A 17,244-nucleotide genomic window follows, 5' to 3' on the forward strand; every position below is an offset into this window, starting at 1 on the left:
TGCCCGGGTGGTTCGGACCATCGGTGACGATGTCGAGGAATTCAACGGCGTACCCGTGTGGAACAGCAACATAGTTCGTTTCGGGGGTCGCGACTTCATCGGCCTGCAAGTTCTGCCACCAAGGTCGCGGTGTCGGATACGACCTTCGCCGAGTGCGCATAAAAAATAAATTGCCACCTTGTTTGCCGCTGTTCTGCCCGCCTAATGTTCAGGCCAGATCCGGCAGCACGGATGGCAGCTCCTCGCAGACATTCGTGCGGTTCGTTGTGGACCCGGCGGGATGTTACATGCAGGTTTGACAAGAATGGAGGCTCGCTGATGGCCGTTGCGCTGGATCTGCTGCCGATGGAACGACCCTATAGCCGGCCAGGTGATGCCCGGGTGGTTCGGACCATCGGTGACGATGTCGAGGAATTCAACGGCGTACCCGTGTGGAACAGCAACATAGTTCGTTTCGGGGGTCGCGACTTCATCTTCAGCCACCGGGCGATCCTCACGTTCGTCGTGATGTCCGCCTGCAACGCGGCCTGCAAGTTCTGCTCCAACGAGATCACGTTCACCCCGTCCGGGCCCTACCTGCACAACGACGCCCGGGTCGAGCGGATCCGGGACTTCGCGCTGCTCGCGGGGGTCACCAAGGTGGCCTACACCGGCGGTGAGCCCACCATGCACCCGCAGCGGCTCTACGAGCTGATGTCCGCGGTCAACCCGGGCTTCAACCGGGCCCGGCTGCACACCAACGGGTTCGGCCTGCTGAAGAACATCCATGTCGAGGACCGTGAGGTCATGCTGTTGCCCGCGCTCATCGATGCCGGACTCTCCGGTGTCTCAGTGAGCGTCGCGCATCACGAGCCCGCGACCAACCGGGAGATCATGCGGTTCAAGCCGGCCCGGGTGCCCTGGCACGGCATGAGCGACGAGGAGCTCCGTGCGATCGCGGCACACGCGTCGGAGCGGTTCACGCCCCGGCTGAGCTGTGTCATGACGGAGGAGGGCGTGCGCAACGTCGAGGACATGTTGGAGTACATGAGGTGGGGGCGTTCCCTCGGGTTCCGGAAATTCATCTTCCGCACCTGCTCCGACATCCCGCAAGAGTTCCGCAAGCCCACCGAGTACGCCGGCTACAACGCGTTCAACTATCTGTCGATCGAACAGATCTCGCACAAGCTCGACGGGCTCGCCGAGTTCACCCGCACCTATCGGCAGCGCAAGGCCGACTCGAAGGTCGATGTGTACAAGTGGGGCGACATCACCTTCGACGTCGACGAATCGGGCGAGGAGGTGGACCCTGATCCGAAGATTCGACGGCTCAATGTCATGCCGAACGGCGTCGCGTACACGAGCTGGATCGACCCCATGGCCGTGCTGTTCGAGGAGGACCGCGAGCTCGCCGCGAAGGCGGCCCGGCGCGAGTTCGGGACCAAGTGACCTGATCACGTCCGCGACAGAGAAGAGGAGGAAGCGTGGAGAAAGCGCTGCTGGTGGGCACCGGTGGATTCGGCCGCACGTGGTGGTCGGGACTCGCGCGGCTGGCCGACCGGATCGAGGTGGTCGCTGTCGTGGAGCCGGACGAGCGGGAACGCGCGTCGGCCGGCTCGTTCTTCAACCTGCCCGCTGACCGCCGGCTGCGGCCCGGCGACGACGACTGGGCCGCGCTCGACGCCACCGTGGTCATCGACTCCAGCCCGCCGTGGTACCACCTGGAACACGCCGTCGCGGCTTTCGCCGCTGGCTGCGACCTCCTGGTGGCCAAACCACTGGCGCCGACGGCGGCGGGCGGGATCGCGCTGATGCGAGCGGCCGAGTCGGCCGGCCGAAGCGTCGCAGTCGCCCAGCAGATGCGCTACTTCCCCAACCTGCTGGCGCTGCGGGACGCGGTCCGGCAGCAGCTCGTGGGGCCGCCGGTCGCCGCCCGGATCCGGATGGCTCTGGACGGCCGGGGATGGACGCCCGGCATGCAGTGGCGGCTGACGATGGACCACCCGCTGCTCCGCGAGGCCGGCATCCACCACTTCGACCTGATGCGGTGGTGCCTGGACACCGAGTTCGACGACATCGCCGTCGTGACCTGGTCGCCGCCCGCCAGTCCGTTCTCGGGGGACGCGTCGGCCGCGGGTGTGCTTCGGGGCGCGAACGGGGTGGCGGTGAGCTACGACGCGACGTTCGCCCCCGGGGACGAGCCCGCCATCCGGTTCGACTCGGGCTGGTCGGTGGTATGCCGAGACGGCGTGCTGACCGTCGCCGACGGCGGACTGACCTTGACCGACCCGCTGAGCGGACAGGTCACGACCCTGGTGGCGCCGACCGCCGACCCGGTGTCGCTGGACGAGCTCAACGCCGCGCTGCTGGAGGATTGGCTGCGGGCTCGCGCCGACGGTGGCGAGCCGGCGTTCTCGGGTGCGGACAACCTGCTCAGCCTCGGCCTGATGGACCGGGCGATGCGGTGGAGCGCCAGGGAGCAGGCGAAATGATCGACCTGCACGTGCACACCACCGCAAGTGACGGCCGGCTGTCGCCGACGGAGACCCTGCGCCGGGCGGCCGCGGCCGGCGTGGACCGCCTGGTGTTCACGGACCACTCGGTCGTTACCTTCGAAGGACTCGGCGACGAGGCGGCTGCGGCCGGCGTGGCCTTGCCGTTTCCCGGCGTCGAGGTCAGCACGTACTTCGGTGGTCGCAAGCACCACCTCGTGATCTACGGGCCCGGCGTGCTCGACGAGCGGTTCCGACAGTTCATCAGGTTTCCGGTCGAACGCCGGGCGGCGGTGCTGGCCGCGGTGCGCGACCTCCTGGTCGCCGAGGGCGTCGACCTGCCCGAGATGGCCGCGATCCAGCGAGGCGCGGCCCCCGGTCTCACGCCGGCGGACGGATCGGCGTTCCCTTCGCGCAGCAAGATGGCCAGTGTCCTGGCCGCGGCCACCGGGTCCAGCTGGGAGGCGGCGCACCGCAAGGTCGCGCGGCTGCACCGCTCGGTCGACGAGGCCGACGCCGGGGCGCCGGGCTGGCACGCTCGCCGGTACCTGCCCACTGACGCCGTGCTCGACGAGGCGAGGGCCGTCGGCGGCACCTGTGCCTTGGCGCACGCGTTGTGGGAGTGCCGTTCCGATGACGACGTGGTCGAGTTGATCGAACAGCTGCCCGCCCTGGTCGACAGGGGACTGTGGGGCATCGCGACCCGCTCCTACCACCACCGACCCGTTGACGACCATCCGCTGCTGACGCGGTGCGCGGACCGCCTCGGATTGGTGCCCATCGGCGGATCGGACTTCCACGGCAACGGCAAGACGGAGATCGGCTGCGACCCGACATCCATGGAGTCCTACACCGCGCTGGCCGCCACGTTCGCACCCCGGGAAGCGCTGCGATGAGCCACGAGCGTCTGTCGTTCAACCAGTTCGCGGCGCCGGGCCTGCCCTTCGACGAGGCCGTCCGGCTCACCGCCGCGGCTGGGTTCGCCGGGCTGGGCGTCCTGAGGTCCACTGTGGACGAACTGGGCCCGCGCCGGGTGGCGGCGGTGCTGGGCCGATACGGGATCGAGCCGACCAGTGTCTGCGTCGCCTTCGGGCTCGTCGACGCCGATCCGGGACTGGCGCGCAGGAAGTTCGACCTGGCCGTCGACGGTCTGCGGGACGCGGCCGAGCTCGGTGTGCCGCTGGTCGTCGTGGTCGGGGGGCCGATGGCCGGGCTGTCCATTCGGGACGCCCGCCGGCAGGTTTCGGACGCGCTCGGTGAACTCGACGGCGAGGCGGCGCGGATCGGTGGCCACATCCTGGTCGAGCCGCTGCATCCGGCCCAGGCCTCGCTGTCCGCGCTGTGCTCGCTGCGGGAGGCTGTCGACCTCGTCGACCGGCTCGACCACTGCGGCGTAGTGCTGGACACCTGGCATGTCTGGGCCGAGCCCGGGCTGGACGACACCATCGCGGCTTCGGCCGCCGCCATCGAGATCGTGCACCTGGCCGACTGGTCGGCCGAGCCGTCGGCGTGGCTGGACCGGGAACTGCCGGGAGCGGGGATCGGCGACCTGCCGTCCATCCGCGACCTGTTGCGCCGACACGGCTTCGCCGGTTGGTGGGAGGTCGAGGTCCTGTCCGAGAAGTACCAGGCGCAGGGCCAATCCGAGCTGCCGCACCGATGTGCGACCGCCGCCCGACGTTTGCTGTCGGGGCGGCAGCGGTCCACCGGCGCGGTGTCCCAACCCGACTACACAACGAGGAGGTGAAAGACATGAAGAAGCGTTCGCTGAAGAGCTACGAGAAGCCGACCTTCAAGCGGGTCGAGCTGCCGGCGGCCTCTGCCGCGCTCGGCTGATCCGGCAGTGGGCCCACCGCGACGCGGTGGGCCCACTTCCCCTCGCCCGGACTGCCCATCCTCCCGGAAGGAATTGCCATGACGTCTGTCAACAGCCTTCTCCGGCGCCCCCAGCGCCAGTTCGACGTGCGCGCCCGGTCGCTATTTGGCAGGCGGCTGCTCATGCGGGTGCACGTGACGATGGAGACGAACGAAGTCGGCCTGTTCATCTGGTCCCGGTGCGATGGCCGCAAGTCGGTCGAGGACATCGTCGACGCGCTGATCTCGACCTACGACGTGGACCGTGCCACTGCGCTCGGCCACGTCACCGACCTGTTGGACGCGTTCAGCGCGGCGCAGTTCATCGACTGGGTGGAGTCATGACCGGCCCGGCCCGGTCGACGCCGATCTGGTGGCATCCCGCGTGGCGGGTCCGGATCGCGGTGATCGTCTCCGTGCTCGTCGCGGCGGCCGCGGTGGCGCTTGCGGCGACGGGCAATGAGGCCGAGGCGGCGACGATGCTCGGGCTGCTCGTGGTGACCGCGGTGATGCAACTGCGCCCCTGGATCTACGCGCACGTGCGCGCGCCGCAGATAGTCCTGCGCGGGGCCACGATCGTGCTCTTCCTGGTCCCCGTGCTGGCCATCGCGGCCACGCCGGTTCGGGAGCCCAGCCACCTGGTCAGCCTGGCCGTGGGCGTGGTCACCGGACTCGCGTTCGTCGGCGTCCACGCTCGCGACTCGATACTGCTGCTGACCCCCGAACTCGTCGCCTGGCAGCCACGGATGTCGGTGGCCGGCGCGGTCAGCCGATTCCTCTACGTCGTCGCGGTGGTCCCGCTGGAAGAGCTGTTCTACCGCAAGCTGATCATCGACTCCTTTGCCGGCCTGGTCGGCGGAGTGCTCGCCGCGCTCATCTCCGTGGCGGCCTTCCTGTACGGCGACTGGTCCGGCTCGTGGGGCCCGGCGTCCAGCCGGAAACGCTTCTGGTCCGAGCTCGGCCTCGCGGTGGTCACCGCCGGCACCTATCTGGCCACCGGGTCGCTGGTCGGCCCGCTGATCACGCACTACCTCTACAACGGCCCCCAGCTCGCGCTCCCACCGGTCAACGTCTACGTGCACCGGCGGACACCGCACGATGCGCACCAGGAGCCGACCGAGTCGGTGGAGGTCTGATGAGCATCCGGGTCACGATCATCGGCGCGCCGGCGTCCGGGAAGAGCACACTGACCGACGGGATCCTGGCGGCCGATCCGGCCGTGCGCTCCTTCGGGGTGCGCTCCCACTTCCACTTCCAGGTGCAGGCGCGCACACCGATCGGCCTTGAGGCCGAAGCGGTGGTCAACGGCGGCGGCTGGATCCCGGACGAGCTCGTCGCCAAGGCGGTGCGACAGGAGTTCGCCGACGGGAACCTCGGCGAGCAGTTCGTGTTCGAGGGCATGCCCGGCAACCGGCGGCAGGCGGAACTGCTCGACGAGGTCCTCGAGGACGTCGGACTGCCGTTGATCGGCGCGATCCACGTCAACACGCCCGAGGAGGTCTGCCTGCAGCGGGCCGCCGGCCGCACCGTGTGCGTGCGCTGCGACGGCGGCGCGCACCAGGCCCGCAGCGATCCGCGGGACCCCTCGATCTGCGCCAACTGCGGTGGTCCGATCACCCGGCGTGACGCGGACGATCCGTCCTACGTGGTCCAGCGGCTGGAGCTGCACCGCCGGCAGACCCCCGAGCTCGTCGACTTCTATCGCGGCCCGCGCCTGCTCGAACTGGACGGCCGCGGGTCGGCGCCGGAGCTGCTCGCGCAGGCCCTGGCGTGGATCGCCGAACGAAACGCGGTGCCGGGGGTCGGACGATGACCGGGCGCCGGCTGCGGGTGGGCGTCGTCGGGCTGGGCAAGATCGCCCAACTGCACCACCTGCCGAATCTCGACGCGAGCCCGGACTTCGAGCTGGCCGCGGTGTGCGACCGGTCCGCGGTGCTGACGGCGACGATCGCGGCGCGCTACCACCTGCCGGCGTCCGCGACCACCACCGACCACCACGAGTTGGTCCATCGCGATCTCGACGCGATCGTGGTCGCCAACCGCCACCATGCGCCGGTTGTGCTGGCCGCGCTGGCCGCCGGCCGCCACGTTTTCGTCGAGAAGCCGCTGTGCTGGGGCCTCGACGAGGCCGAGCGAATCCGGGAGGCCGTGCGTTCGAGCGGACGCACGCTGGTCGTCGGCTACATGAAACGGTACGACCCGGCGGCCGAGCAGCTGCTCGGCGCCATGCCGCCGGCGATCCGGTACGGACGCGTGCACAACTTCGCCGGCGGCCGACACCGCGTCGAACGCCTCCATCCGGTGGCCAAGCCGACCGATCTGGGCCCGCGCGACGCCGAGGCCGAGGACGTCGAGATCAACACGGTGGCCGCACGGCATCTCGGCACTGACGACCCGGCCAGGATCGCCGCGTTCCGGGCGGTGAGCGAGCTGGCCTCGCACGACGTCAATCTCGTACGCACCGCGTTGGGCGGCCTTGAGGTCGAGTGGGCGCGGGTGTCAGGTCCCGACACGGCCCGCGACTACCTGGCCCTGTTCCGGGCGGGCGACGCGCCGGTGTGGCTGGAGATGTGCCCGGAGTTCGGCACCGCGCGCGACTGGGACGAGGAGATCGCGTTCTTCGGCGCGCACGGCGGCGTCGGGCTGCGTTTCGACTCGCCGTTTCGCCGTGAGGCGGCGACGACGCGATGGCATGACGGGATCGACGGCACGGACCTGGTGCGAAGGGCAAGCATCGCCTCGTTCGTCAGCCCCTTCCGCCGCGAACTGGAGCACTTCCACCACTGTGTGGTCACGGGCGAGTCGCCGCGCACCGGCGTCGACGACTCGGTGGCGGATCTGCTGCTGCTGCGCGATCTCGCGACCCGGATGGAGCTGTCGTGACGGGGTACGGTATCCACGGCCTGAAACGGCGCTGGGTCGACGACGCCCGCGACCAGGGGCTGCACCGGCCCTCGGCGGCCTGGTTCTCCGTGACCACGCAAACTTCGGCGGCCGGTCTGCTGGCGACGCTGACCGCGGCGACCTACTTCGGTCTCGGGACCGCGACACAGTCCGCCCTGTGTAAGGGAAGCAACCCCGGTGACTACCACCGTCACCTGAGCGCGCACCCGGCCACGCTGCCGGCGGTGCTGGTCTTCCCGGACCAGCCGACCGGCCGTGAGACCACCCACCGCTATCTGTGGCACGGCGTGGCCATGGTCGCGATGACCGCGCCGTACACCAATGTGGGTCGGGCCGGGCGAGCCGTCGCGGCTATCCCGGACGCGGTGGTGCTCGGCGTGGGGCTCGACGACATCGCCGTCCTCGAACGGCGACTGGACGAGCGGGCCGAGCTCGCCTCGGACTCGCTCCGTCCGCAGTGGTGGGGCGGCGCCCGGCCGCTGACGCGTCTTCCCTGTGGCGACATCGTGCCCGTGCACACCAAGCTCACCGCCTTCTGCCAACTCCTCGGCCTGCATCTCGCCGCCGAGGTCGGTGCGGCGATCGGCCTGCGCGGCGAGGCGACCATGACCGGAGGACAACGATGACCACCACAGCGACCACCACGCCGGCAGCCCCCACGCCGCCCACCCAGGACCGGCCGCAGGACAACCTCCGCCGGATCCTCCTGGACGGAATCCGGCTGCGCGTGGGCGAGCGCCGGGTCGACGAGCTGCTGGCCGCCGGCACTTTGGCGGGTCCGATCGCCGTGCTGATGCTCGACATCGACGGCACGGCGGCGATCCGTGCCAAGGGCATCGACGCCAAGATCGAACTCGTGCTGGCCTGTCGGGACCGCGTGAGCACGGTGCTACCCGACGACGCGGTCGTGGTCGACAGCGGCACCCGGGACGAGACCTACGTGATCCTTACCGGGGCGGCGGCCGTCAGCGCCGCCGACCTGGCCGAGCGCGTGCGTGCTTGTGTTGAGGACCAACCCTTTGCCCTGTCCTGCTTCGCCCAGTCGCAACCAGTCACCTTGAGCGTCGGCTACGTCGTGCGCGACCACCTGGGTGCCGCGGCGGAGCTGATGGCACTAGGTCGTGAGGCCCAGCACGTTGCCAAGCAGGTGCGCAACTGCGTCCGGACCACCACCCCGGAGCTGGTCACGTCCACGTTCGCCGCGCCGACGGGACTGGTGCGGGCAGCTGAGGCCAACGGCCTCCGCCCGGCCGACGCGGTCGCGGCCGGCATACGCTTCGTGGAACAGAAATACACCGGAATCCGGCATTGGGCCGTCGACCAGACCGACGCGGCCGCCGGGGTCGACCCGGGCCCCGCACTGGTCGACGTTGCCGATGTGGACGCGGGTGAGGCCGCGTTCTTCACCCGCCTCGTGCGCAGCGCCGTCTTCGAAGCGCTGGTGGCACATCACCAGAAACTGGGGCCGGTGACGGTGACCCGGGTCGACGCACCGGTGGGCCTGGACTTCCTTGCGTCGGCGCAGTACCTGCCGGGCGAATGGTTCGTGGCGCGCCGGGCCGAGCGGGTGGACCACCAGGACCGCGGCCCGGTCGAGCTCGTACACGCGGCCCGCGGCGGCGCGGACCGAAGCACCGAGGTCCGGTTCAGCGCGTTCCCGGGCGACCACGCGTTGCTGGACAAGCTCTGCGCGACGCGGGGCATCCCCCGGGATGTGTTGCTCGCCGAAGCGCTACAACTGGGCACCGATCTTGTCGTCTGCCCGTCCCGACTCACCGAGGAGAGCACGAGTTGACCACCATCGAGCCGCACACGGCCATCGAGCCGATCCTCGACCACTACGGACTGCCGGTGCAGGAACTGCTGGCGCTGCTGCACCAGGGCTTCGTGCCCCGGTACGCGTTCGCAACGGGCTCGTTCGTGGAGCGGCGCGCGGGGCCCACCTCGGACCTGGACGTCCGCGTGGTCTGCTGCCCCAGCTCCGAGCACCCGGCCAACGACCGGTCCTTCCGCCGCGAGGATCTCGTCTGGTGCGGATCCACGGTGATGACGGCGATCGCGGGGCGTGCCGTGCACGTCGTGTTCTGGCCCGAGGACGCCATCGACTCGATCCGCCGGAAGATCACCGAGACGGTGCTCGACAGCGAGAGCCACCTGCCGGTCTTCACCGCCGAGCAGATCGAGTTCCTGGAAGAGATCCAGGTAGCCGTGCCGGTGATCGGTGTCGACGGGTTCGCCGCGTTCAGGGACTCCCTCGACCTGGACCGGTTTCGCTCGATCTACGCCGAGCACCTGATGGCCGCCTACGACCAGGCGTGCGGGGAGACGCAGGGGCCGCTGCTGACCGACAACGTGGAGCTGGCCGCCGTGCGCAGCCGGCGGGCGGTGGAGGCGGCGGTCGACTGCTATCTGTTCGCCAACGGGCGGCGGGTGCGCAAGGAGAAGTGGCGGCTGCGTGAGCTCCTCTCCGTGCACGACCGTGACGACCAGCTCGTCGTGGACTTCCTCGAGCACACCCTGGGAGGCTTCGCCGACCGGTCCTCCGACGAGTCGCTGCGGCGGCAGGTCGAGGACCGGCTGAGCTGGTGCAACGACCTGCTGCTGACCCTGCAGGCATGACCATGGGATCAGTGGCCTGGCTGGTTCTCGACGTGGACGACACGTTGGTCGCGACCTTCGAGGTCGCCCTGGCCAAGGCCGGGGAGGTCGCCGGCCTGATGGGGTTGCCCGCGCCCGGCGCCCGGCGGTTCGCCCAGCTCTACGGGCGTATGCCGTTCGCGGACTGCGTCCTGCGCCTGCACCCCGGCGTCGATGTCGACACCTACACCGCGCACTACGACAGCCTCGCGAACACCTTCCCCGCGCGTCCGCTGGCCGACGTGCCGGCCTTGCTCGCGGTGGCGGCGCGCGCGGGGGTCCAGGTCGGGATCCTGACCAACGGCCCGGGGTACAAGACGGAGCGCAAGCTCGACGCCCTCGGCGTGCGCGCCGGTGACTTCACCTTCGTGCGCCACGCCGACAACTCGGCGGTGCGCAAACCCGACTCGCGCGCGTTCGCCGCGTTGCTCGCCGACTTCGCCATCGACGCCGGCTCCGCCTGGTACGTCTCCGACGCGCCGGCCGACTGGGACAGCAGCGCCGCCGCGGGCTTCGGCACGATCGCGGTGACCAGCGGGCCTCCGTTCCGGTCCGCTCCGGCCGTGGCGCCCGACCTCGTCGTCCACGGGGTGGACGCGTTGACCGCACTGCTGCCGGTGCTGCACCGGCTGGGGGACCGACCGCGCCGACACGGTCCCAGGCCGACCGCGGTGAGCTTCGACGCCGGGTTCACCCTCATCGAGCACATCCGCTCCGCTCCCGAGGTGGTGGCCGGGCAACTGGCCGCCGCCGGTGTTCGAGCGGATCCGGCCGAGCTGCAGCACCGGTTCGACGACTTGGCCCACGTGCTCGCCGATTCCGCCCGGGTCTGGTCCAGCGACCAGGAGATCGGCGCGGTGCTCAGGACGATCTACCGCGAGGTGGTCGAGCGCTCGGCCGCGGACCCGGACGGCGGGCTCGCCGACGCCGCCATCGAGGAGTACACGCGCGCGTCCAACTGGCGCCTGCGGGATGACGCCCAACTGGCGCTGCGTGTCGCCGCGTGGAGCCACCCGGTCGGCATCCTGGCCAACTGGCAGTCGGACCTGGCAACCGTGTGCGAGGCGGTCGGCATCGCCGGTCTCGTCCACGCCATCGTGCCCTCGGCACGGGCCGGCGTCGGCAAGCCGGCCGGCGGCGCGTTCGCCGCCGTGGCCGGCGCACTCGGCCGTAGCCCGGCCGAGCTCCTGCACATCGGAGACGACGCGGTCGCTGACGCCTTCGGCGCGCTCCACGCCGGCGGTCGCGCCGTTCTCATCCCCGTCGGCGCCCCGGCCGGGGCGCTGCGCAAGTCACTGGAGGTGGCGCTGTCATGACACAGGTCGAAATGCGGCCGTCCGAGATCACGGTCTACGGAGAGACCGCGCTGCACGTGCTCACCAGCGCGCGGCCGACGGCCGAGCTGGCCTTGGGCGAGGTGGAGCTCGCGGTGGGTGGCCCGGCCGCCGTCGTGGCCACCCAACTGGCCCGGCTCGGCCATCGGCCCCGGTTCGTCGGCCCGATCGGCGACGACCTGGCGGCCCGGTTCGTCCGACAGGAGATGGTTGCCGCCGGCGTGGACTGCTCGGACGCGTTCGCGGCCGGTCGCATGCCGCGGATCGTCGCCCGAGTCGACGCCGCGGGCGTCGAACTGGCCGCCGCCGTCGACGCGCCGCCGCGGTGGCCGACACGGTTGCCACAGCCCACATCGGGGCTCGCCTACATCACCGGCTTTCCCGCGTTGGCCGGCGTCGCGCGTTCGCTCGCGGCCACCGGCCGCCGGCTGGTCGTGGACGTCGGATTCGTGCCGTTGCTCTCCCGCCCCGACGAGCTGTTGGCGCATGTGGCCAACCTGGCGCCGGTCATCGACGTCGCGGTGATCAGCGGTTCCGGGCTGAGTCCGGGGCACCGCGCCGAGCTGGCCGACGCGTGCCTGGACGGCGGCGCGCGCGGGGTGCTGACCACGCTGTCGGCCGACGGAGTCATCGTGACGACCACGTCCGAGTCTTGCTGGCTGCCCGGACACCGCGTTGCCGCGGTGGACTCGTTGTGCGCCGGCGACACCTTCGTGGCCGGTTTCATGGCGGCCCAGTCCGAGGGCCTGGACCTGGTCGAGGCCGCCGCGTACGGGCAGGCTGTCGCGGCCGTGAAGGTGACCATGTTCGGTCGCCTGCCCAGCCGGTCCGATGTAGACGAATTCCTCGCGGAGCGGGTGTCATGAGCGCGGCGACCGGCTGGCGATCGCGAACCGAGAACGCCGACGGAACCGTCCGCGTCGACGACGACTCGCTGCCGTGGTTGCGGTGGCGGCTCGCCGACGACATCCATCGACGGCTCTACCACGACATCGGCGCCGAGGTGTCCCCGGGCGTGGCGGACGGCCCGGGCGACTACCCTATCGGCACGCCCCACTGCCGCCAGGGCGATCGGCCGCTCGGCGTGCTTGAGCCCATGGACCAGTGGCTGGACGGGGTCACCCCGCCACTCGGCGGATGGTCGGAGTTCCGCCGGTGGTCGTTCGACCGGCTGGAGGTGGCGAGCTGGCCGACCCGGCGGCATCTCGGCTGCTTCCACCGTCGGGGCAAGGCTCGGTACGACCTGATGTTTCAGCTGTGCGTCGCGTTGCAGGCCGGCTCGCCGGCATCGCCGGCGGGGCCGATATGGGCGGTGGACGGCTCCGGCCGGGCGGCGACCGACATGATCACCATGTTGGACGGCCTCGATGTCGTGGTTCCGGCGGACGTGCCCGCGCGCTTTCTCGCAGTGCGGTGCTGCGGGCGACCGCTCGCAGCACTGCGCACCGACGGACCGGTCTACACACACCATGGCGGTGTCGAGGCCGGGGAGCTGTTCGTGGCGGGTGCGGGAGTCGACGACCTTGCGGTCGCGGTGCGCCGGCTGGCCCGCCACGAACACTGAATCCGCTGATCAGGCCGTTACGATGTTGACCAGCTTCGGGGGCCGGGCGATGATCCGGGCCGGTTCGACACCGCGAAGCCACGCGCTCGCGGCGTCGAGCGCGGCCCGGGCCGCCTCGTCCGCGGTGATGTCCGCCGGCACCTGGACCCGTTCGCGCACCTTGCCGTCGACCTGCACGGCGAGCGTCACGGTCTGCTCCACCAACAGCACGGGGTCCGGCTGCGGCAGCGCCTCGGCGTGCACCGAGGTCGTGCCGACCAGCCGCGACCACAGCTCCTCGGTGACGAAGGGACAGATCGGCGCGAGAGCGCTGAGCAGGATCGTGACGCCCTCCCGCAGCACGGCCGCGTCGGCGCCGTTGCGAAGACCGGCGCTCAGCTCACGCTGCATCGACATAAGCGAGCTCACGACAACGTTCAGCCGCTGCTCCTCGTAGTCCACCGCGATGCGGTGCAGCAGGCGATGAGTGGTGCGGCGCAGCGGGTCCCGCGGGTCCAAGACGTCGTCGCCCGACCTGCCGAGCGCCTGCACTCCAGTCGCGAGCGCCCATACGCGTTCCAGGAACCGACGGGCCCCGACGACGGCCTGCACCTGGTCCCGGGGCCAGTCGTAGTCGTGGTCGGGCGGCCCGATGAACATCACGAACAGCCGCAGCGCGTCGGCGCCGTAGACCTGGAGGATCCCGGACGGATCCACGTTGTGGCCCGACGACTTCGACATCGCGCGGCCGTCCAGGGTGATCGTGCCCTGGTTGAGCAGCCGCCGGAACGGCTCCTTCACCGCCAGCAGGTCAAGGTCGTACAGGAACTTGGTGAGGAACCGGGCGTAGATCAGATGCCCGACCGCGTGCTCGATGCCGCCCGTGTACTGGTCGACCGGCATCCACTCGGCCGCGGCCTCGGCCGAGAACGGCGCGGTGGTGTTCTTCGGGTCGCAGAACCGCATAAAGTACCAAGAGGAGTCGATGAAGGTGTCCATGGTGTCGGTCTCGCGCTTCCCGGGCCCGCCACAGCTCGGGCATGGGACGTTCACCCAGTCGACCGCCTTGGCCAGCGGCGCGGTGGTCGTGTCGTCGAGCGCGTAGTCGACCCCCTCGGGCAGGACCACCGGCAGTTGCTCGTCGGGCACCGCGACGGGGCCGCACGACGGGCAGTGCACGATCGGAATCGGCGTGCCCCAGTACCGCTGGCGCGAGATGAGCCAGTCGCGCAGCCGGAACCGAACCGCGGTGTGGCCGATGCCCCGGGTGGTCAGCTTCTGGGCGATCTCCTTCGCGGCTTGCTCGGTCGACATGCCCGTGAACTCGCCGCTGTCGACCAGCGTGCCTTCGCCGCTGTACGGCAGGCTCGGTTGCGAGCCGTCGAACGGACGCACCACGGTCCGGACCTGGATGCCGTACTCCCGTGCGAAGTCGAGATCGCGGACGTCGTGGCCGGGCACGCCCATGACCGCACCGGTCCCGTAGCCGGCCAGGACGTAGTCGGCGGCGTACACCGGAACCGCCTCGCCTGTGATCGGATTGCGGGCGGTGTGGCGCAGGTCGAAGCCGCGCGGCCGGCCACCCACCGCGAGGCGCTCGATCTCGGTGCGGGCGCGGGTGGCGGCGAGGAATTCGCCGTAGGCGTCGGAGAGTCCTGCCTCGGCGGCCAACTGGGCGGCCAACTCGTGGTCGGGCGCGAGCGCGATGAACGTGACACCCCACAGGGTGTCCGGCCGCGTGGTGAAGACCTCGATCGCGAGGGCCGAGCCCTCGACGGGGACGGCCAGCTCACAGCCCTCGGACCGGCCGATCCAGTTGCGCTGCTGGGTCAGCACGGCCTCGCTCCAGGAGAGCTCGGACATGTCGTCCAGCAGCCGGTCGGCGTACTGGGTGATGCGGAGGAACCACTGTTGGAGATCGCGCGGCTCCGGCGTGGACGAGCAGCGCCAGCAGACACCGCCAACGATCTGCTCGTTGGCCAGCACGGTGTGGCACGACGGGCACCAGTTGACGGCAGCGGCCTTCCGGTAGGCCAGGCCGCGCTCGAACATCCGCAGGAAGATCCATTGCGTCCACCGGTAATAGTCCGGCTCGCACGTGCGCAGCGTCCGGTCCCAGTCGTAGCTGAAGCCGAGACGCGCGTACGCGTCATCGAACCGGTCGATGTTGGCGGCCGTCCACGCCGCGGGCGAGATGCTGTGCCGCATCGCGGCGTTCTCCGCCGGCAGGCCGAAGGCGTCGTACCCGACGGGGTGCAGGACGTCGTACCCCGACATCCGGTAGAAGCGGGCCAGTACGTCGCCGATCGTGTAGTTCCGGACGTGTCCCATGTGCGTCTCGCCCGAGGGATACGGGAACATGTCCAGGACGTAGCGCTTGGGGCGGTCGGGGGACCGCTGCGCACGACCACTGTTCGCCGCATGCCACTGCGTCGCCCAGTGCTGTTCGACGGACTCGAAGTCGTAGCCCGTCGTGTCGTTAGTGGTGGATTCCATAAATGCGGGATCTTCCTTTCCGCTGGTGTCGAGAGTTGGCCGGGCCGCCGCGTGGCGCGGTTCAGCCGACCCGCGCCGCTGGGGGTGGCAGGAGGCTGGCGGCCTCCGCCTTCCGGATGGCGTCCACCCGGGACACGGCGCCCAACTTGGCGTAGGCGCTGGTGAGGTGGCGCTTGACTGTGGCCTCAGTGATGCGCATCTGAGTGCCGATCTGCATGTTGGTGAGGCCGGCCGAGACGAATCGGATCGCCGTCAGCTCGCGCATGGTCAGGCACACTTGATCGGCTCGATCCGGGGCGGAGCTCAACCGGCTCATGGTCTGTCGTGACACGGTGAGGCGCACCGTCGCGGGCGAGTTCGCGGTGCTCCGGATCGCGGCAACCAACTCGTCGCGCGGGATCGACTTTACCAGGTAGGCGGCCGCACCGTTGGCCACCAGCTCGTTGACGGTGTCCACTTCGTCGTGCATCGAAAGGATGATCACCCGCGTGCTCTCGCTCACGACGCGTAGCTGGTCGAGCACGTCACGGGCGGGCGGTCCGGGCATCTGCACGTCCAGCAGCACGATGTCGGGTCGAGTCCGCTCGACGACGGCGATCGCCTCGACGCCGCCGGCCGCCTCGCCGACCACTTCGAACTGCGTCTCGATGGACAGCAGTTCACGCACCCCGTCCCGGAACAGGGTGTGGTCGTCGGCGACGACTATGCGCAGCCGAGTGATCATGGGCGTGGTCCCGGTGTGTGCGCGTGGACCGTGACGGTGGTGCCGTGGCCGGGCACGCTGCGGACGGTGAGCCGGCCGCCGATGGCTCGGGCCCGCTCGGCCATCGATCGCAGGCCGAAACGATCGGCGGCGCCCAACGCATCGACGGCGAAGCCGCGTCCGTCGTCGGTGACGGTGGCCGAGACCGCCTTCTCGGCCACCGCTACGTGCACGGACAGCGTCCGTGGCGCCGCGTGCCGCACGGCGTTGTGGACGGCCTCCCGCACGATCAGATAGATCTCCTCGGCGACGGCGTCGTCGAGTCGATCCGAGGCGCCGACGAACGTGAAGTGGGTTTTGACCGATTCGGGCACGGTGTCGGTCAGGTACTCGCTCACCGCAGACTCCAGCACTATCGGTCGCGCACGATGCCCCAGGTTCGCGATCAGATGGCGTATCTGGCACAACGATTCCTCCAGCGCGGAGCGCACGGCGGCGAGCTTCTGCTCGGCTCGGGCCGCATTGCCGGCGGTGTCCCGGTAGTAGGCGAACATGTCGAGTTGCTGCAGCGCGACGGCGACACCGTGCCCGACATGGTCGTGCAGATCGCGGGCGAGCAATTGCCGGTCGGACAGCTGCGATCCGGGAATGTCGCCCTCCTGTACTTCCTCAACTAATACTCGATTCATGGCAAGCCGATCTGAACATGCCCTCCGGCGATCGATCGAGCACCGTCGCACCAACAGGGCGGTTGGGTAGCCGAGGGCGTTGTCAACTTACGGTGGTGGCCCTGGGTTGGGATGGCCGTCGGGTTAGCTGATCGTCTGGGAGGGGTTGGTTGTGGAGACCGAGGCGACGGTGTCGCCTACCGCACGGCTCCACCATCATGGAGTCCTTTACGAGAAGGGGTTCTGGAGACGGCTCCAGCCTCTCGGCCCCTGTTCGATAGAGGATCAACACGGCTGCACCGCGTGATAGACATCGCCGTGGATGGGTGTGTCGATCGAACCCCTGGTCGTCGTCGACCAGGCCGCCAACATCGGCGCTCTGCCGATCGCCGCCGCCCGCGCGTCGGGCTGCCGGGTCGCCTACCTGCCCGGCCTGTCGATGCGCCGGGGATCAGGGATACCCCGCAGAGAGGCTGGCACACCAGGCAGTGGGCATTGCGGAGGGACAGGTGACGAGCGGCACGGGCTGAGCGGCTGTTGACTCCAGCCTTGCGCCGAAGCCTACGTATGTGGGCGTCTACGGTGTGCGGGCTGATCTCGATCTCCCGCGCGATAGCCTGATAGGTCAGCCCCT

Annotated in this window: 17 protein-coding genes and 1 pseudogene; 14 read left to right on the forward strand and 4 right to left on the reverse strand. The window is 70.1% G+C overall.

All coding sequences use genetic code 11. The annotated features are described in order from the left end of the window. The first annotated feature begins 318 nt into the window (after positions 1-318). The 14 genes from PV364_RS39545 (at position 319) to PV364_RS39610 (ending at position 12,764) form a co-directional block, all read left to right on the forward strand. Positions 319-1,428, forward strand: a complete 1,110-nt coding sequence (locus tag PV364_RS39545) for a radical SAM protein (protein WP_319665785.1) — start codon at positions 319-321, stop codon at positions 1,426-1,428. 35 nt (positions 1,429-1,463) lie between these two features. Then, positions 1,464-2,471: a Gfo/Idh/MocA family oxidoreductase gene (locus tag PV364_RS39550; protein WP_319665786.1), complete on the forward strand. Its 1,008-nt coding sequence runs from the start codon at positions 1,464-1,466 to the stop codon at positions 2,469-2,471. Next, positions 2,468-3,367 (forward strand): PHP domain-containing protein, encoded by a 900-nt coding sequence (locus PV364_RS39555; RefSeq protein WP_319665787.1) that lies wholly within the window; start codon positions 2,468-2,470, stop codon positions 3,365-3,367. The genes PV364_RS39550 and PV364_RS39555 overlap by 4 nt, the downstream gene beginning before the upstream one ends. Further along, complete coding sequence (locus PV364_RS39560; RefSeq protein ID WP_319665788.1) at positions 3,364-4,218, forward strand: sugar phosphate isomerase/epimerase family protein; 855 nt, start codon at positions 3,364-3,366, stop codon at positions 4,216-4,218. Before PV364_RS39555 ends, PV364_RS39560 begins: the two co-directional genes overlap by 4 nt. A gap of 167 nt (positions 4,219-4,385) precedes the next feature. Beyond that, positions 4,386-4,670 carry a PqqD family protein gene (locus PV364_RS39565; RefSeq protein ID WP_319665789.1) on the forward strand — a complete coding sequence of 95 codons (285 nt, stop codon included), beginning with the start codon at positions 4,386-4,388 and terminating at the stop codon, positions 4,668-4,670. Next, positions 4,667-5,461: a CPBP family intramembrane glutamic endopeptidase gene (locus PV364_RS39570; RefSeq protein ID WP_319665790.1), complete on the forward strand. Its 795-nt coding sequence runs from the start codon at positions 4,667-4,669 to the stop codon at positions 5,459-5,461. The genes PV364_RS39565 and PV364_RS39570 overlap by 4 nt, the downstream gene beginning before the upstream one ends. Further along, positions 5,461-6,138 carry an adenylate kinase family protein gene (locus PV364_RS39575; RefSeq protein WP_319665791.1) on the forward strand — a complete coding sequence of 226 codons (678 nt, stop codon included), beginning with the start codon at positions 5,461-5,463 and terminating at the stop codon, positions 6,136-6,138. Before PV364_RS39570 ends, PV364_RS39575 begins: the two co-directional genes overlap by 1 nt. Further along, entirely contained in the window at positions 6,135-7,208 is a 1,074-nt protein-coding gene (locus PV364_RS39580) for a Gfo/Idh/MocA family oxidoreductase (RefSeq protein ID WP_319665792.1), read from the forward strand. Before PV364_RS39575 ends, PV364_RS39580 begins: the two co-directional genes overlap by 4 nt. After that, complete coding sequence (locus PV364_RS39585; protein ID WP_319665793.1) at positions 7,205-7,855, forward strand: hypothetical protein; 651 nt, start codon at positions 7,205-7,207, stop codon at positions 7,853-7,855. Before PV364_RS39580 ends, PV364_RS39585 begins: the two co-directional genes overlap by 4 nt. Continuing rightward, the gene (locus PV364_RS39590; protein ID WP_319665794.1) at positions 7,852-9,024 is read left to right on the forward strand and encodes a hypothetical protein; all 1,173 of its coding nucleotides are present in this window, start codon (positions 7,852-7,854) and stop codon (positions 9,022-9,024) included. Before PV364_RS39585 ends, PV364_RS39590 begins: the two co-directional genes overlap by 4 nt. Next, positions 9,021-9,848 (forward strand): hypothetical protein, encoded by an 828-nt coding sequence (locus PV364_RS39595; RefSeq protein WP_319665795.1) that lies wholly within the window; start codon positions 9,021-9,023, stop codon positions 9,846-9,848. Before PV364_RS39590 ends, PV364_RS39595 begins: the two co-directional genes overlap by 4 nt. After that, positions 9,845-11,182: an HAD family hydrolase gene (locus PV364_RS39600; RefSeq protein WP_319665796.1), complete on the forward strand. Its 1,338-nt coding sequence runs from the start codon at positions 9,845-9,847 to the stop codon at positions 11,180-11,182. The genes PV364_RS39595 and PV364_RS39600 overlap by 4 nt, the downstream gene beginning before the upstream one ends. After that, positions 11,179-12,066: a carbohydrate kinase family protein gene (locus tag PV364_RS39605; protein WP_319665797.1), complete on the forward strand. Its 888-nt coding sequence runs from the start codon at positions 11,179-11,181 to the stop codon at positions 12,064-12,066. Before PV364_RS39600 ends, PV364_RS39605 begins: the two co-directional genes overlap by 4 nt. Further along, positions 12,063-12,764, forward strand: coding sequence for a hypothetical protein (locus tag PV364_RS39610; RefSeq protein WP_319665798.1), 702 nt, complete (start codon positions 12,063-12,065; stop codon positions 12,762-12,764). Before PV364_RS39605 ends, PV364_RS39610 begins: the two co-directional genes overlap by 4 nt. Before the next feature lie 9 nt (positions 12,765-12,773). On the opposite strand, the gene leuS is transcribed toward PV364_RS39610, so the two are convergent. The 4 genes and pseudogenes from leuS to PV364_RS41465 form a co-directional block, all read right to left on the reverse strand. After that, positions 12,774-15,239, reverse strand: coding sequence for a leucine--tRNA ligase (gene leuS / locus PV364_RS39615; protein ID WP_319665799.1), 2,466 nt, complete (start codon positions 15,237-15,239; stop codon positions 12,774-12,776). Positions 15,240-15,300: 61 nt separating this feature from the next. After that, positions 15,301-15,963: a response regulator transcription factor gene (locus tag PV364_RS39620; protein ID WP_319665800.1), complete on the reverse strand. Its 663-nt coding sequence runs from the start codon at positions 15,961-15,963 to the stop codon at positions 15,301-15,303. Beyond that, positions 15,960-16,547: a sensor histidine kinase gene (locus tag PV364_RS39625; protein ID WP_319665801.1), complete on the reverse strand. Its 588-nt coding sequence runs from the start codon at positions 16,545-16,547 to the stop codon at positions 15,960-15,962. Before PV364_RS39625 ends, PV364_RS39620 begins: the two co-directional genes overlap by 4 nt. Before the next feature lie 599 nt (positions 16,548-17,146). Beyond that, positions 17,147-17,239, reverse strand: a pseudogene (locus PV364_RS41465) (LuxR C-terminal-related transcriptional regulator); the annotation flags it as partial. Positions 17,240-17,244: the final 5 nt, after the last annotated feature.

The sequence above is a fragment of the Streptomyces sp. MI02-7b genome, assembly GCF_033793585.1.
Classification (GTDB): domain Bacteria; phylum Actinomycetota; class Actinomycetes; order Streptomycetales; family Streptomycetaceae; genus Actinacidiphila.

Coding starts and splice junctions, on each gene's coding strand:
- PV364_RS39545 (WP_319665785.1), top strand. CDS start 319: ATGGCCGTTGCGCTGGATCTGCTGCCGATGGAACGACCCTATAGCCGG.
- PV364_RS39600 (WP_319665796.1), top strand. CDS start 9,845: ATGACCATGGGATCAGTGGCCTGGCTGGTTCTCGACGTGGACGACACG.
- PV364_RS39565 (WP_319665789.1), top strand. CDS start 4,386: ATGACGTCTGTCAACAGCCTTCTCCGGCGCCCCCAGCGCCAGTTCGAC.
- PV364_RS39610 (WP_319665798.1), top strand. CDS start 12,063: ATGAGCGCGGCGACCGGCTGGCGATCGCGAACCGAGAACGCCGACGGA.
- PV364_RS39575 (WP_319665791.1), top strand. CDS start 5,461: ATGAGCATCCGGGTCACGATCATCGGCGCGCCGGCGTCCGGGAAGAGC.
- PV364_RS39580 (WP_319665792.1), top strand. CDS start 6,135: ATGACCGGGCGCCGGCTGCGGGTGGGCGTCGTCGGGCTGGGCAAGATC.
- leuS (WP_319665799.1), bottom strand. CDS start 15,239: ATGGAATCCACCACTAACGACACGACGGGCTACGACTTCGAGTCCGTC.
- PV364_RS39620 (WP_319665800.1), bottom strand. CDS start 15,963: ATGATCACTCGGCTGCGCATAGTCGTCGCCGACGACCACACCCTGTTC.
- PV364_RS39605 (WP_319665797.1), top strand. CDS start 11,179: ATGACACAGGTCGAAATGCGGCCGTCCGAGATCACGGTCTACGGAGAG.
- PV364_RS39570 (WP_319665790.1), top strand. CDS start 4,667: ATGACCGGCCCGGCCCGGTCGACGCCGATCTGGTGGCATCCCGCGTGG.
- PV364_RS39590 (WP_319665794.1), top strand. CDS start 7,852: ATGACCACCACAGCGACCACCACGCCGGCAGCCCCCACGCCGCCCACC.
- PV364_RS39560 (WP_319665788.1), top strand. CDS start 3,364: ATGAGCCACGAGCGTCTGTCGTTCAACCAGTTCGCGGCGCCGGGCCTG.
- PV364_RS39555 (WP_319665787.1), top strand. CDS start 2,468: ATGATCGACCTGCACGTGCACACCACCGCAAGTGACGGCCGGCTGTCG.